The sequence below is a fragment of the Fischerella thermalis PCC 7521 genome (assembly GCF_000317225.1).
GTDB lineage: Bacteria > Cyanobacteriota > Cyanobacteriia > Cyanobacteriales > Nostocaceae > Fischerella > Fischerella thermalis.
In genome coordinates, this window is record NZ_AJLL01000070.1 from 85,559 (window position 1) to 100,980 (window position 15,422).

Consider the following 15,422-nt stretch of genomic DNA (forward strand, 5'->3'; position numbering starts at 1 on the left):
AAGCCACCCTTTGTCTAGTCTTTTTTATCTGCAATCAAATTCCTATTTCAGTTGTTGTGGTACTCTCTCCAAGTCTGCGGTACTATTTCTATCCCGGAGGTTGGAATAATAAAAGTAACTGCTAGGTTCCTGCTTGGCGTTAACTGCATTAGCAACTATTCCCAAAACATTTGCCTCAGAACGTTCTAGTAGAGACTTAGCAGCAGCAGCACTAGGTGCATCTAAAACCCCAGGGCGAGTTACCAGCAAAATCCCGTCTGCCATTTTTCCTAAAACTGCGGCATCTGCAATTCCTGCAAGAGGTGGAGTGTCAAATATCACATAATCATAGTTTTCAGCAAAAATATCTACCAAAGAAGTCATTCCTTCAGAATCAATGAGAGCCAAGGGGTTAGGAGGTATAACTCCAGCAGTCAGCACAGCTAAAAACTCTGTAACTTTTTGCACAGCTTGGGAAAAAACTCCTTGATCAACAAGGAGGTGGCTTAAACCCACCGAGTTGATTAAACCCCATAAATGATGTTGCGTTGGTTTACGCATATCTGCATCAACTAGTAGAACTCGCTTACCTGATTGAGCGATAACCGCAGCTAAATTGGCAGAAACTTCTGATTTTCCTTCGGCAGTTACAGAACTTGTGACTACTATTTTGCGAACTTTTCGATGGCTAATAAATTTCAGGTTTGCCTGAAGCATTTGGTAAGCTTCATGAACTACTGTGCGAGGTGAAGTAGTGGTGATAACTTGAGGATAAACACCAGTTTCTATCTCTTGGACACCACTAACAGAATTATTCAGTTTATATTTGGGAATTAAACCCAACAATGTGTAACCAAAAAATGTTTCGGTTTCCTTGACTGTTTTCAATGATCTGTCGATTAAGTCTACAAAAAATGCAGCAGCAATACTCAGTAATACGCCCGCAAATATACTGCCACCTGCTAACAGTATTTTCGTTTTGGAGATCACTGGCTTTTTCGGAATCTGTGCTGGTTGGACAATTCTGGCATTTCCAATAGTCTGCTTTTCTGCTACCTGAATTTCCTGTAGTCTGGTAACAAGATTTTCATAGCCAGTTTTAGCAGCTTCTAATCTACGCTCTAAAGCTTGTTGCTTTTTCTCTAAGCTTGGCATCATAGCCAATTGTTGTTGATAATTCGCTCGGATATTAGACAAAGTTCGGATTTTTTTCTCTAATCCCTGTCGTTCTGCCTTGAACTCCACATATTTATCAGTCAGTTCTTCCCGAATCTTACCTATTTGCAATTTACCTGGAGAAACTATTGGAATTCCTGAATATTCCTGAGTCCGTTGTTGTAATAAAGAATTGAGAGTGGCTTGTTGATTTTTTAGGTCAGTAATCGTTGGATGTACCTCAGTATAAATTGCTCGTGCATTTGCTAATTTGGTTTGAACTTTTTGCAACTCAGTCAAAACTTCTTGAACACCAGGTATTTGACTCAAGGAAGTAACTGTAACTGCCTGATTTTCACTCACATTTAGTTGACTGGCTATCTGTTGTTCTTGGGCGCTCACATCTGCTAAGGCAGCCTTAACTTGATTTATTTCTTGATCAAGTTTGGAAATAATATCAATAGCTGCGGTTGATTCTTCTGCAAGCTGAATCACCTTGTTTTGGATTTTAAACTGACGTAACGCTTCGGCTGCACGTTCTAATTCTTGCCGAGAAGCAGGTAGTTGCTCTTTAATAAATTCACCCGCAGCAGAGACTTGGGCGCGGTTAGTTTGAATGTTATTCTCTACATAAGACTTCATTAACTGATTGACTACAGCTGCTGCTAATTCACGATCATTTGAGGCGTAAGAAACTCTAAGGACATCTGTTCCTACAATTGGTTTGACGTTGACTTTGAGTAATTCTGGATCAATTAGTTTTCCTTGGTCATCTTTTAACTGTAAAGCAGTAATAACCTCTTGTAACATTGGATGAGAATTGACAATTACGGCTTGGGTTTCTAGAGGATTACCCTCGCGCATCAAGGCTTCTAAATCACCTATTTTTTCTCCTACTTTGGTGAGTGATGATGTGCGGTCTGATTTGAAAAGTAGTATACCATCTGCTTGATATTCAGGTTTTTGCATGAATAAAGCTGAACCTGATAAGCCAATGGAAGCAAGAATGATTGTTGTTATCAATCGCCAACGGCGTTTGAGAATAAGCAAGTACTGTTGAATTTCTGTTGCTTGTGTGTAGCTATTATTCTCCATACAACAAGTTTCCTTGTGGTGGTTGTATACACATGCGGAAAATTGAAAATTGGTATTATTGGTAATTGTCTAGAGTTTTATTTGATTAACGAACACAGATACACACCGATGAACACAGATAGATTATCGCTGCGTATCTGTGTACCCTACGGGAAGCTGCTTGCGCGCCTACTATTCTGAAAACATGATTGTTGCCATAGTTTTAATTAACAGTCTTACGTGATTTTATAATACGGATATTCTTGGAACTCAGTGTCAGAAGGCAGAGGACGAATTATTAGTCTAAATTTTTGAAATCTTCTGTCCTCTGTCTTTTAATTAATAAGCACCTGTTTTTTGCAGCACGACTCTCACGGTTTCTAGCAAAATTTTCAAATCGAGCCAGAGTGACCAATTCTCAATGTAAGTGATATCTAATTTCACCCCATCTTCAAAGTTGTCAATATCAGAACGACCAGAAACTTGCCATAATCCGGTGATACCAGGCAAAACTTCTTGGCGAATAAAGTGCTTGGTTTTAAATCTTTCGACATCTCTACTAGGAAGAGGACGAGGACCTACCAAGCTCATTTCCCCAACTAAAACATTTAATATTTGTGGCAATTCATCTAAACTATAAAGGCGCAAAAACTTACCTATCCGTGTAACCCGAGGATCATTTTTGATCTTAAAGAGAACACCGTCTTTGATTTCATTGTTGGTTTCAAGAGATGCTTGCAGTTTTTCTGCATTATTAACCATTGTCCGGAATTTCCAAATTTTAAAGTTCTTTCCGTGCAATCCGACTCGATTTTGGCGGAAGAATACTGGCCCTGGGGAGTCTAATTTAATGAGTATGGCTATTGCTAGGTAGATAGGAGATAACAATAATAACACTAAGATTGAACAACTCAGGTCAAAACACCTTTTGATCCAAAAATCACTACCTGCGATAATTGGTGCTGGAATTGTCATACAAGGTACTTCACCCAGCATCCAAAATACTGATTTGGGATAGCAAACATCAGTTTCCATTGGTAGAATTCGTAAAATAATGCCAGCAGTCTGAAAGTGCCAGCAAACATATAAACGATTTTTGATAGCATTCCAAGAAACAAATGCTTCTGTTATACCTTGTTTGCGAAGATGCTCAAAAGTCGCTTCTCGATTAACCAAATCTAGACAGCTAGGATCAGCAATTCCCTGTACTGTGTAGCAATTTTCTTGTTCAATTAACTTTATATGATTTTTTTGGTCTTGGCTGTCAGTAATCAGAAAAACTGAATGACGAATCGCTCCCTGACAACGAAGTTGTTTTGTCGCAACATCAAATATGAAGCGATCGCAACAAACAAACACTACAGAACAAAACCAAAATATCAAAAAAGTAGAGCGTGAAACATAACTTTCTGGTTCGTAAAGAAAGGCTATGAATAATAGTAAAATTTCTGCTAGTGATACTGCTTGAATCAAACCAAAATAATTACGGCGCTCTTTTCCAGGTTTATAAAGTCCTTTAACTGCTATGACACTGATTGCAGTTACTAACATGAACATGAGTAAAGGGATTTGTTCTGCCCACAGATATTCTATACTTGTTCCGTAATATGCTGCTAATGTCCATGCAGAAGTCAAAGCAATAACATCTAAGAAAATTAAGGTTACTACTCGCAGTATCCTAATTTTTAATCCTCGTTGTATGGTAGTACCTTTAGCTGACCTCAAATCCGGTTTAAAAGTAGTGACTGTGAGAGTATTAGTAGTCATAATTTTGACAACCTCGATATTTTGGTAATTTTAGAAATTCCCACGAAAAACAGAGCCATGCTACATTAAATCTTTATTCAAATTTGGAAACTCCTATACGTTGTTTTAGTACTAACCAAACAAACAAAGGATTACCAATGATATAGCGTTTCCATAAGCGTTGGGGTTCCACTAGTAACCGGAAGAACCATTCTAAGCCAGATTTTTGCATCCATAACGGCGCTCGTTTCACCATACTACTGACTAGTTCAAAGCTCACTCCAATACCAATGGAAATTGGTACATTTAAAGTTTTGTAATTGTCATAAATCCAGTATTCTTGCTTGGGAGAACCCAAACCAACAAAAAGAATATCTGGTTTTGCTTCTCTAATTTTAGAGTTAATAATTGCTAGTTCTTCTGGCTGTGATTCAAAACCATAGGGGGGACAATATGTGCCGACTATTTGGAGATTGGGATGCCTTTTTTCTAGAACTTCTTTTGCTTTGACAGATGCTCCAGGACGTCCTCCTAATAAAAAGATTTTTAACTGTTTTTCAGCTGCGATCGCACATAATTTCTCAAACAAATCTGTGCCATTTACCCGACCCTTGAGTGATGATTGCAAAAATTTCGCTGCCCACAATAGGGAAACTCCATCTGGTACTACTAAAAAAGCTTGACGATAGTATTCACGAAAACGAGCATTGTTTTGTAGTAGTACAATATGTTGTGCATTAGGGGTAACAACATATTTTGGTTCTTTACCTACTAATACGTGTTCGACTATCTTTTCAACAACTTCATTAAAACAAAGTTGATCAATTTCTACACCACAAATATTGATCTTCATGGTTCACCCTGGATTAAGATTGTCAAGTATGCTTCACATACTTGAGTAGATAGGAAGTAGTTTTTGGAATAAAAAATTGATTATCGTTTTGGAGCGTGATCAAATGCTCTGGCGATAGCATTCCAAGCCAGTTTATATTTCATGTTTGAGTCCAAAGGTAAAGGACGGACTGGTGATTTATCTGAACGGGGATAAAAACTTGATACCCAAGTGTATTTGTCGCTCAATCCCCAAGTTAAAACTGCAATGACTGCTCGTTCATCTAAGACAATATTCAAATAGTCTTCATAAAGACCTGCGATAATGCGATCGCGTGCGATCGGATCTGAAGTTAATTCCTGATCTACCACATCTAGTTCAGTAATCAGAATTTTGAGACCAAGACTAGCCACATCTGCAAGAAAACTCCGCAATTTTTTAGCATTAAAGCCTGGTATGTGACCCATGAGATGCGATTGTATACCCAAAGCATGAATCGGTGTTCCTCTAGATTTCAATCGCTCTAAAAGTTTGAGAACAGCGGTTCTTTTGGCTCCATCTTGGTAGCTGTCATACTCTAGTCCATAGTCGTTATAGACCAACATGGCTTTGGGGTCACAAGCCGCCGCCGTCCGAAAAGCAAGCTCGATGTAATCTGCACCTAAAAACTCTAGCCAAGGCGTTTTTCGTAACCCGTCAGTTCGTCCATCATCTATTTCTATAGCCTCGTTCACTACATCCCAAGAGTGTATTTTCCCTCCATAGTGCTTAGTCACAGTTGTAATATGTTCCAACAACAAGCTTTCTGCATTTTTGCGGTTAGCTACTTCCTTAAACCACACAGGTAAAGCTTGATGCCAAACTAAGGTATGTCCGCGAAAAAACATGCCATGACGCTGTGCAAATTGAGCTAACCAATCTGATTTAGTAAAATCAAATTTTTTGGGATGAGGTCGTATACTATCCCACTTAAGTTGATAATCTGGAACCAGCATATTGCACTCTCTAACAAAGCTGGTCTTTAAATTTGTATTTGACACCAAATAATCTTTGACAGCGGCGGCTCCATAAATTAATCCCTTGGCCGCTGCACGAGCTTTCAAAGATTTTTTTCCAGCTACTTTGAAGTCCTTGTTTGAATTATCAAGCGCTTGACTGTAAATGAAATTTCTATTTTCTCCGATACTAACTGCGCTTGCTCCTGTCAAAATTGATAGGCTAGCATACAAAAAATAACGTCTGCCTAATGACATTTTTTTGAACATATATAGACTAGACAAGGGACTTTTATAGAAAAATGCACATATAGTCGGATAAAATGCCTAATATGCTTTTTTTAGCTGATTTTTACATTCGTTTTCTAGCTTATATCATGTCCGCTTAAGAACTTATATTATCCTTTGGAATTGATAATTAGTGATCATTGGTTATTTTTTAACAATGCCCATGCTTTAGATCATAATCAATTAGTTTTATATGATGTTATTCAATATTAAAAATTCTTCTAATGGAGTCAATTAAACTTTAGATAGATACTAATTAACATTGTTTTTTTACAATTAGATACTTTTATCCTGTCAAGCAAACTACTTATTAGCAAATAGATAATAAGCAGGTCATGTTGACTGAACTGAGATCAATAAGACCATCTAAGTCCAAATCAATTGCTATAGTCATATTTTGATGAATTTTAATTGATATAAAATCAGGTAATCAATCTGGCAACTTATTTCTGAGATTACCATTCTAAGACTATACAAATAATTAAGTCACTGTCAGCTACATCCTTAGAAATAAAAAGAAATGATTGTTGTAGTCATCTACACTATAAATACACAAATGTATCCATTGGTAGATTAGCAAACTAATCAAGTTTACTATCAGATCTCCAAGCAAATATTATATGATTTTGTGCTTCATAGATGAGATACTTGGAACCAATCTTAAATTTGCAATTGTCAAAAGAAGTAAAACAAAAACTTAGTTATTGACTAGCTTTTAAAGCCAAAAATGCTGTGATTTAGTTGCTGCTACAAAGCATTTTTGCTTTTCCGATGGTTTTCTAAAAGCTATCCATATCATGCAACAATATTACAGTAATGTTCTTATTTATTTCAAGTAGTCATTTTTCATCATAACTAGCGAAAATTTGCTTTGATTGATTAAATCATTGCTGATAATGATGATTCCATTGAATAATTTTTACTTTGCGAATCATATTTACCATAAACCAAGTAAAGTATTGTCAAGATAAATATTGATACATGCATCAAATATAAGTTTGACAATAAAACATTGCAAATAATCAAAATCAGTAAGTAATTTAAGTAGCTTTTATCAATGTCTGCACATGAAAAATATAGAAAATTACAATTAAAAATAGGCGTTGCATATTTGCGGGATGATTTTATTTTCTCTTTTAATTGAAAAACTCAATTCTTGGCGTTCTTGGCATCTACCCTGCGGGAAGCCGCTACGCGTCTATGGCGGTTCATTATACCCTGCGGGAAGCCGCTACGCGTCTACATCCCCATTTTATGCAACGCCCAATTAAAAATATATCAATGCAATATATTCTAAAAATTAAAGTTTATCTGGAAAATATCAACTACAAAAGCTAATGAGTGAGATAAATTGCTTGCTAAAGCTTTTTTCCAGCCTTCTCCCCTGTTTATCGCTAATTCATTGCAGTTATTGCACACAAGCTCCCTGGGCGTTGCATAAAATCGGGATGGATTCTTGAACCGCGTTAGACGCGAAATGCATGAAGCGGGATATGGCGTAGGTGCAAGATATCAGTGTGACACAAAACTCTGAAGTTTCACGGAAAATACTTAATGATTATTACAGTAAAAGCATGTTTTATACAGTTAATAACTGGCTAACTCAGTTCTTATCTAGAAGGACTAGAGCCAAGTATTGTTAATTTTATTACCATTCTTCAGCCCAATAGACAATCTGTGAAGCTGACAGATCTATGGCGACACCATAACTATCACCATGATTCCACTTAAAATTAGAAGCACTTCTATCGTTTGCGCCCAATACTAATATTTCATAGGAGTTAGGGAAGGAATCTTCTTGAGAGTTACTAGTATAAAAAAAAGTTGTAGGCACACCATTAGGTAGGTTGGCGTGGTCATTGGTGTTACCACCTATATATCTGTGCTTAGCTATAGCTTTGTATTGATTATGTAATTCCTTGACCTGTTGTTCTGGAAGTTTCAACCTAAGTTGAAAAAAATTGTTTTTTTGTCCTTGTAACAAACCACGAGAGTAAGCAAGACGAACTTCCGAGCTATTAGGCGGAATATGATTAGGAAAATGTCTGACTTGATTTTGATTTAACCAAAGTTTATGACGAATTTCTTGGTAACGTGAGGGATCTTGTATAGTTCTAACTTGATTGTTACTGTTAAAAGCTTGTCTGAAAACGAAACCTACCCCAACAATACCAATACTGCCAAGGGAAATGAAAGCAATAATGGCAATTTGTACAAGTTGTGCAGACGCATAGCGTCTTGTTGGCAAACTTCGTTTCATTGCGTTGGGTGTTAACTATGGTTGTATACCCAACTTTTATCGAAATTCGTAGAATTTCGGAAGAGTTTCTCAGTGCATTTACGCAAAATTTACAGAAAGTTTACTATAGCACTGTAATGGAATCAGTGATCAGTTATCAATTGCTAGCTGTTCACTGATACAGGCAACCAAAAATCATCCCAGCCAGTAGGATAAAACCAATCCAAACATTTTGCCGGAACATTTCACCGTATGCAGAATTAGGTAAATCCTGTTGATTTAAGCGAACAGACTGCCAAACCCAGCCAGCAGTGGCAACTACAAGACTGAGCCAAAAAACTAGGTGAAGCTGAATCACGATTCCCAACCAAGCAAGACACAATATAGTGCCAGCAAAGAAAATTCCAACAGCGATCGCTGCATAATCACCAAAAAATAAAGCACTGGAATTTACACCAATACGCTTGTCGTCAGAGCGATCGCTCATGGCGTAAACAGTATCAAATCCCAGTGTCCAAAGTACAGTCGCTCCCCAAAGTAGCCAAGTCGGTTGAGAAAGATTCTGTGTCACAGCACTCCAGCTAATTAACACCGCAAAACCCCAGGCAATTGATAGCACTAATTGCGGAACCGGAAACACCCGTTTGGCGGCTGGATAGAGCAAAATTACTGGAACTGCTGCCACAGACAACCAAAAGGAGATTGGGTTAAGATAGAAAGCAAGAACCGCTGCACAGAAAAAAGCCACTATTGCGATCGCAATACCGACTTTTACAGAAAGGGCACGGGAAGCGAGGGGGCGATCACGCGTTCTTTCTACTTCTGGGTCTATATCTCTATCCCACAAATCATTGACAACACAGCCAGCAGCGCTTGTAGCAAGTGTTCCTAAAATGATCACGCCAACCAATGGTAAAGGCGGCTTTCCACCAGCTGCTAAAAATACAGCCCATAGGGCAGGAATCATCAAAATTAGTCGTCCTTCTGGTTTATGCCACCGCAATAATCGGATGATCACAAGCCAAGTAGGTTCCTGGTTGCGTTCTGGCGTACTAAGCATAGGGGATGGAGGATAAAGAATCGGGGGAAGTGTGAGGGGTGGGGGGAGTGTGAGGAGTGGGGAAATAACCACTAACCACCAACAACTAACCATCAACTAATTCACACATCTTCACATATATAGAATAACTTTATTTGATATTTATAGAAGCAACTGCTAATGTGGCAACTTTGACTCAAAATGAATAGTCAAATTTGTGGATCTTGCAGGGTGAGTCAAAAGCTCAGGCACAGTCAAGCATCAGAGTCAATCTGAAAATCAATTGGTGAACAGACACTACTTTGTGATCGTCCGCAAGTCAGCTTTTACCTAACTTTTACTTCATTTACTGAGAGAACGCTAAATGGTCAATTTGGTTTCTGCTAGCTGGGGGAGTACACTCACTCAAACAGACAAGCAACAGCGAATCATCGCTGCAATCGATTTGGGAACCAATTCTCTGCACATGGTGATTGTGCGGATTGAAGCAACACTACCAGCATTCAGCATTATTGGTAGAGAAAAGGAAACCGTGAGATTGGGCGATCGCGATCTAGTCACAGGATGCTTAAAAGCAGAAGTGATAGAAAGAGCGATCGCCTGCTTGCGACGTTTCCAAGAAGTTGCTAAAACTCTCAACGCCGAAACAATCATTGCTGTAGCAACTAGCGCCGTACGAGAAGCTCCCAATGGAAAGGAGTTTCTACACAAGGTAGAAGCTGAATTGGGTTTGAGCATTGATTTAATTTCCGGTCCAGAAGAAGCACGACGGATTTATCTGGGTGTACTGTCGGGGATGGAATTTAATAACCAGCCCCACGTAATTGTTGATATTGGTGGCGGTTCCACAGAAATTATTTTGGGAGATAGTCACCAAGCACGAACTCTTACCAGTACCAAAATAGGTGCAGTTCGCCTCACCAATGAATTAATTAACACTGATCCCATTAGCAACGCTGAGTTTCAATACCTGCAAGCTTATGCACGAGGGATGTTAGAACGTTCCGTTGAAGAGGTACTGGCAAACCTAGAGTTTGGTGAACACCCGCGCTTAGTGGGGACTTCCGGTACTATTGAAACTCTGGCAGTAATCAACGCCCGTGAAAAATTGGGTTTTGTTCCCTCAACGCTGAATGGTTATCAGTTCAGCCTAAAAGACTTGCACGAGTGGGTAAATCGCTTGCGGAAAATGACTAACGTCGAACGGGCGACAATTCCTGGAATGCCGGAAAAACGGTCAGAAGTGATCCTGGCTGGGGCAATCATATTACAGGAAGCAATGAATCTGTTGGGGCTAGAGTCGATTACAGTCTGTGAACGCGCCCTGCGTGAAGGCGTGATTGTCGACTGGATGCTCACCCACGGATTAATTGAAGACCGCCTGCGCTACCAAAGTTCGGTGCGTCAGCGCAGTGTTCTCAAAACTGGTAAGAAATACCATGTCAACTTAGAACATAGCGATCGCGTTGCTATCTTTGCCTTGAGTATATTTGATCAAACCCAAGGTATACTCCATAACTGGGGAGCCGAAGAAAGACAACTTCTTTGGGCTGCGGCAATCCTACACAATTGTGGACATTTTGTCAGCCATGACTCTCACCACAAACATTCATATTATTTAATTCGCAATGGCGAATTACTTGGCTATACCGAAACCGAAATGGAAATCATCGCCAATATCGCCCGTTATCATCGCAAATCTCCGCCTAAGAAAAAGCATGAAAATTTTCGCAATTTGGTGCATAAAGAACACCGACAAATTGTTAGTCAGTTGAGTGCAATTCTCAGACTAGCAGTTGCTTTAGATCGTCGGCAAATAGGAGCAATTCAGCGATTGCAATGTGAATTTATTCCAGCTACACGAGAATTAAAAATGCAAATTTTCCCGTCTCGTCCTGATGATGAATGCTCCTTAGAACTCTGGAGTTTGGATTATAAAAAGGGAGTATTTGAGTCAGAATTCGGTGTGAAATTAGTAGCAACTTTGGAAGAACCTGCTGTTGTAGTTGGTTAGCTAGTTTGTTTATTGAGTCCAACCGACAGCCTGGGATTTAAATCCCAGGCTGATAGCTGAAGTCGTCTCAAGACGACTATAAGCATTCCTAAATTATTCGTGAACAACAAGCTCCCCGACTTCTTGTAGAAGTCAGGGAGGTAGGGAGGTGAGTCTCTCAATTTTCAGAATTCCTACACGGGTTGCTATAGATGGATAATGTTATACCAATTTGAAAAAAGAATGCGACATATTCCTTGGTGGGGGAACCCTAACTGGGGTGTCCTTACGGATGATTAATGTTTAGTCTACTTTAGTAGACTTTTGCTATTAGCCTCAGAATAAATTCTGAGGCTGAGGTGAGATTTCTGATTACAGTCCTAACCAATCTTTGATTTCTTTAATCAACCATTGCTGTTCTACATCAGCTATTTCCGGACTAAATGCACCAAATTTGTATTTTTGAACTCCAGCTTCAATACTAACTGCCATCAAGGGTTTATTATTCAAAGAAATTGTTTCACGGCTGACACAGACATCGTGAATAGCTGCAGTATTTCCTCGCTTTCTACGATAGCATTGACCAAATAATTCCCACTCCATGAAAAAATATTTATGATCAAAACGAATATATACTTCTCCAAAAGCAGGAAATAACAACATACTCAGTGGTAACAACCCAGCTATCCAATGAATTAAGAGAAAAGGATGGAAAACACCTTTTGTAAACAAAAGAAGAATTCCATACCATAGACTCACAAAAAATAATAAAAAGCTATCAGAAGATTGTATACCTCGTGCTGGAATTTTAATTGCTAGATAACTGGTCGTTTTTTTGAGATGAATTCGGCTACCATGAGGTTGAGAAACTACACCAGAAGAGTGAGTAGTGAGGCGATTGTTGAGACTTTCTAAAGCTTGATGTGCTGTTTGAAATCTTTGCTCTACATCGGGTTCCGTGAGTGCTGCTAACCACCTTGTAAAATGAGGGCTTAAATTAGTGCGATCGCTAAATTGAATCCGCATGTTTCGTTGGGGTAAATCTGCGGGAGAAATACCTGTAACTAAATGAATTAATGTTGCTCCTAAAGCATAAAGATCAGAAGCAGGAACTGCTCGACCACCAAATTGTTCGATGGGTGCATATCCATAAGTTCCTACTACTGTAAATGTAGCTCCTTGGGCTGTAGCTCGGTCTTGTACCGCACCAAAATCAACTAAATATACTTGTTTGTCTTCACCCAAAATTAAATTACTTGGTTTGATATCACGATGTAAAACATGGGGAATTAAAGAGTGTAAATAAATCAAAATTTCTAAGACATCACAAGCAATTTTTCGGACTTTTTCCTCAGAAAACTTCTGTCGTTGATTCAGTAATTCTTTGAGAGATAAACCAGGAATATATTGTTGAACTAAAGCAAACCAAAGAATACGATCATCAATAGAAAAATAATCGCGATACTTGGGAATCCGGGGATGACTTAGTTGTTTAAGTACATCCGCTTCTCGCTCAAACAATTTCAGATCATCCCACTGTACCTGATCACCAAACCCCAAGAACTTGACTATCACTAATTCTGCTGGTTGAGTTGCGATATCCTCAGCTAACCAGGTTTGACGACCTGCATTTTGTCCCAACTTTTGTTTGAGTTGGTAGCGGTCACGCAATACTTGCCCCGCTTCAAGCATGGATAAATACTCCAGTCAAGTGATTTAATATCAATGTAACAAATTTTTAGAAAATAAATGGTAAATTCACTGAATAACTAAGACGTAGCAATGCTACGTCTGGTCATACCCGTGAATTGTAAATTCATATCTTGATTCAGCAACGCCAATTTATCTGTGATATCGACTTTGGTTAATCAAATAAAAAATCTCACAAGAATAGCCCCTCTCCTTGGCAAGGAGAGGGGGGGTGAGGTGAAACGGGAATTATAAGTAATCATGCGAACTTGATATCAGATATTAATAACTATTAAATTCTGAAAAGAGGGATTGAATTTCATCCCTCTTATTCCCAATTTATGGCTAGCTAACTAGTTCCTTGACTTTCTTGATAATGCTATCAGGATCTAGTCCCTGATAGGGGAACTGTTCCCACAATCCACCACAACCTTCTTTATGAATACCCAAGTGAGCAAATTTTGGTGTCAGTCCGCGTTCTAGTAACCAGGAACCGAAGCGGCTACCCAAACCTGTGCGGCGGTTGAGTGCTTCTACAACCAAGACAAAGGGTGCTTTACCAACTTTAGCTAGCATCTCTTCATCAATAACGTTGAGTGTCGGCTTATTGATCAAACCAACATCAATTCCTTGCTGTTTGAGTTTTTCGACAGCATCGAGGGCGCGATACAAACCATCACCAAAGCTGATAATATAACCAGCAGTTCCTTCCCGCACAACTTCATCTTTCCCAGGAACAAAGGTGTAACCTTCGCCATAGAAGTTCTTACCATTTTCATCTAAAATCTGGGGAACTTTCGAGCGGGTAGAGTAGATAAATCTTAACCCAGGGTCAAAAAATACTGCTTCCACGCAGGCTTTCATCTGACCAGCATCGGCTGGAAAATACAACCGTGTTTCATAGCCGTCGTCTAAGCCGTTGTCAGCGAACATATTATTTAGACCAAAATGGCAGGTGTTGTCTGCCATGTCGTCTACACCGCAGTGAGAAAAGTGACACAGGACGTTGGAATAGTTCAACCGCGCCATAGTGATTTCGGAAATACACATTTCCAAAAAGGCGCTAAAAGTTCCGAAAATGCCTTGCTTGCCTTTTTCCATACCGAAGCCGGCGGCGGCGGAGAAGTTACCCCGTTCCATAATGCCAGAAGCGACAAAAATATCTGGATAGGCATCATGAATTTTTTTCAAACCGCAGGAACCTTCGAGGTCACTATCGATACACATGACCTTTTCTTTACGTTCTTCGGGACTCATGCGGCTGAGGACAGATACCACAGCATCACCGAAGACATTGCGGTTAGAATCCCATTTTTCACTCACACCCAGAAAAGTGTAGGGTAGTTTGGGTTTTTGGATGTTCTTGAGGTATTCGACAGCTGCGGTTTGTCCGTGCTTTTCTAAGTAGGCGATCGCTTTATCGACTGGAATCACATCATGACCGTGGGTTGATCCCTCAATACCATCGATCCCTACAGCCATTTTTCGCTTGTTGACTAAAGCAATTGGACCATCGGTAGTTACTGCTTCGCAAATGCGACGGTATAAATCATCTATGTCTTCCGGATCTCCCACACTGACGTTAACTCCGTGACCTGTGAGGGTTTTAGCAACACTAAAACCAGGCAGATACTCAGAAGGATGTCCAGCAATGGTGACATCATTATCATCAATGATCAGTTTGACATTGAGATTCTTTGCAACTGCCAAGCGTGCTGCTTCCGCATCATTACCTTCTTGCTGTGAACCATCAGAACCAAGGCAAATCACCACTTTGCCTGGATTGGCCATTGCCACCCCATTAATGTAGGGCCAAAGGTGTCCTAAACGCCCAGAACTAAATTTGACACCAGGTGTCAATCCCAACTCTGGATGTCCAGGTAATCGAGAATGGGCTTCACGATAGTGAGCAAGTTGCTCAAAAGGTAGATCACCATGCAGGGCAGCCATGAGATACTGAGTAGCAACTCGGTGTCCTGCTTCATCAAAGAAAATCGGTACAAATTTATCTGGTGCGCCTCTAAATAGTGCATCCAGAATGACCACCTCTGGCACTGTGTCGTAAGGACCACCAGTATGCCCACCTACACCCCTAGCTGCTCCCGTTGCTGTGAAGAAAACAATTGCATCACGGCATAGCTGAATATTAGCTTTGAGGGTTTGGCGCTGCTCATCGGTGAGGGTAGGATTCCTTGGGTCTAATGCCAGGGGCTTGTAGGCTCCTAAATCAATCGGAAAGCTACGTTCTACAACATTAGTCATGACTGATTTTCCTTGATTCACTCATTGCCATCATACATTTGTTGAGATAGACAGTTGAACAATGAAGGATCAAAAGTCAAGTGTCAATCGTCATTTGTGTTTTGTTGATCCTCTCCCTTGTCCCCAATCCC

At 39.7% G+C, this 15,422-nt stretch carries 10 protein-coding genes and 1 pseudogene; 2 read left to right on the plus strand and 9 right to left on the minus strand.

Annotated elements, in window-relative coordinates; translation table 11 throughout:
* Positions 1-42: 42 nt before the first annotated feature.
* From UYK_RS27800 to UYK_RS0115460, 5 genes and pseudogenes are all read right to left on the minus strand, one after another.
* Entirely contained in the window at positions 43-696 is a 654-nt protein-coding gene (locus UYK_RS27800; RefSeq protein WP_420093616.1) for a CpsD/CapB family tyrosine-protein kinase, read from the minus strand.
* A 252-nt stretch (positions 697-948) separates the two neighbouring features.
* Positions 949-2,229, minus strand: a pseudogene (locus UYK_RS27805) (GumC family protein); the annotation flags it as partial.
* A 318-nt stretch (positions 2,230-2,547) separates the two neighbouring features.
* Positions 2,548-3,975, minus strand: coding sequence for a sugar transferase (locus UYK_RS0115450; RefSeq protein WP_009454748.1), 1,428 nt, complete (start codon positions 3,973-3,975; stop codon positions 2,548-2,550).
* Between the two features lie 73 nt (positions 3,976-4,048).
* Positions 4,049-4,807, minus strand: a complete 759-nt coding sequence (locus UYK_RS0115455; protein ID WP_009454749.1) for a WecB/TagA/CpsF family glycosyltransferase — start codon at positions 4,805-4,807, stop codon at positions 4,049-4,051.
* A gap of 80 nt (positions 4,808-4,887) precedes the next feature.
* Positions 4,888-6,051, minus strand: a complete 1,164-nt coding sequence (locus UYK_RS0115460) for an endo-1,4-beta-xylanase (protein ID WP_009454750.1) — start codon at positions 6,049-6,051, stop codon at positions 4,888-4,890.
* 1,136 nt (positions 6,052-7,187) lie between these two features.
* On the opposite strand from UYK_RS0115460, the gene UYK_RS26570 reads away from it, so the two are divergent.
* A complete protein-coding gene (locus UYK_RS26570) occupies positions 7,188-7,340 on the plus strand; it encodes a hypothetical protein (protein WP_162138645.1) in 153 nt (50 codons plus the stop codon).
* Positions 7,341-7,717: 377 nt separating this feature from the next.
* On the opposite strand, the gene UYK_RS0115465 is transcribed toward UYK_RS26570, so the two are convergent.
* Positions 7,718-8,329 (minus strand): hypothetical protein, encoded by a 612-nt coding sequence (locus UYK_RS0115465; protein WP_009454751.1) that lies wholly within the window; start codon positions 8,327-8,329, stop codon positions 7,718-7,720.
* Positions 8,330-8,480: 151 nt separating this feature from the next.
* The gene (locus UYK_RS0115475) at positions 8,481-9,368 is read right to left on the minus strand and encodes a 4-hydroxybenzoate solanesyltransferase (protein ID WP_026086486.1); all 888 of its coding nucleotides are present in this window, start codon (positions 9,366-9,368) and stop codon (positions 8,481-8,483) included.
* A gap of 343 nt (positions 9,369-9,711) precedes the next feature.
* Between UYK_RS0115475 and UYK_RS0115480 the strand changes: the two genes are divergently transcribed.
* Positions 9,712-11,361, plus strand: coding sequence for a Ppx/GppA phosphatase family protein (locus tag UYK_RS0115480; RefSeq protein WP_009454754.1), 1,650 nt, complete (start codon positions 9,712-9,714; stop codon positions 11,359-11,361).
* Between the two features lie 351 nt (positions 11,362-11,712).
* Here UYK_RS0115480 and UYK_RS0115485 read toward each other — a convergent pair whose 3' ends face one another.
* Together UYK_RS0115485 and UYK_RS0115490 are read right to left on the minus strand one after the other, a co-directional pair.
* The gene (locus tag UYK_RS0115485) at positions 11,713-13,032 is read right to left on the minus strand and encodes a serine/threonine protein kinase (RefSeq protein ID WP_009454756.1); all 1,320 of its coding nucleotides are present in this window, start codon (positions 13,030-13,032) and stop codon (positions 11,713-11,715) included.
* Between the two features lie 342 nt (positions 13,033-13,374).
* Positions 13,375-15,291, minus strand: a complete 1,917-nt coding sequence (locus UYK_RS0115490) for a transketolase C-terminal domain-containing protein (protein WP_009454758.1) — start codon at positions 15,289-15,291, stop codon at positions 13,375-13,377.
* Between the last annotated feature and the right edge of the window lie 131 nt (positions 15,292-15,422).

What these genes read in the sequence shown, in the direction of transcription:
- UYK_RS0115455 (WP_009454749.1), bottom strand. Translation starts at nt 4,807, where the DNA reads ATGAAGATCAATATTTGTGGTGTAGAAATTGATCAACTTTGTTTTAAT.
- UYK_RS26570 (WP_162138645.1), top strand. Translation starts at nt 7,188, where the DNA reads ATGATTTTATTTTCTCTTTTAATTGAAAAACTCAATTCTTGGCGTTCT.
- UYK_RS0115480 (WP_009454754.1), top strand. Translation starts at nt 9,712, where the DNA reads ATGGTCAATTTGGTTTCTGCTAGCTGGGGGAGTACACTCACTCAAACA.
- UYK_RS0115475 (WP_026086486.1), bottom strand. Translation starts at nt 9,368, where the DNA reads ATGCTTAGTACGCCAGAACGCAACCAGGAACCTACTTGGCTTGTGATC.
- UYK_RS0115485 (WP_009454756.1), bottom strand. Translation starts at nt 13,032, where the DNA reads ATGCTTGAAGCGGGGCAAGTATTGCGTGACCGCTACCAACTCAAACAA.
- UYK_RS0115490 (WP_009454758.1), bottom strand. Translation starts at nt 15,291, where the DNA reads ATGACTAATGTTGTAGAACGTAGCTTTCCGATTGATTTAGGAGCCTAC.
- UYK_RS27800 (WP_420093616.1), bottom strand. Translation starts at nt 696, where the DNA reads ATGCTTCAGGCAAACCTGAAATTTATTAGCCATCGAAAAGTTCGCAAA.
- UYK_RS0115465 (WP_009454751.1), bottom strand. Translation starts at nt 8,329, where the DNA reads ATGAAACGAAGTTTGCCAACAAGACGCTATGCGTCTGCACAACTTGTA.
- UYK_RS0115450 (WP_009454748.1), bottom strand. Translation starts at nt 3,975, where the DNA reads ATGACTACTAATACTCTCACAGTCACTACTTTTAAACCGGATTTGAGG.
- UYK_RS0115460 (WP_009454750.1), bottom strand. Translation starts at nt 6,051, where the DNA reads ATGTTCAAAAAAATGTCATTAGGCAGACGTTATTTTTTGTATGCTAGC.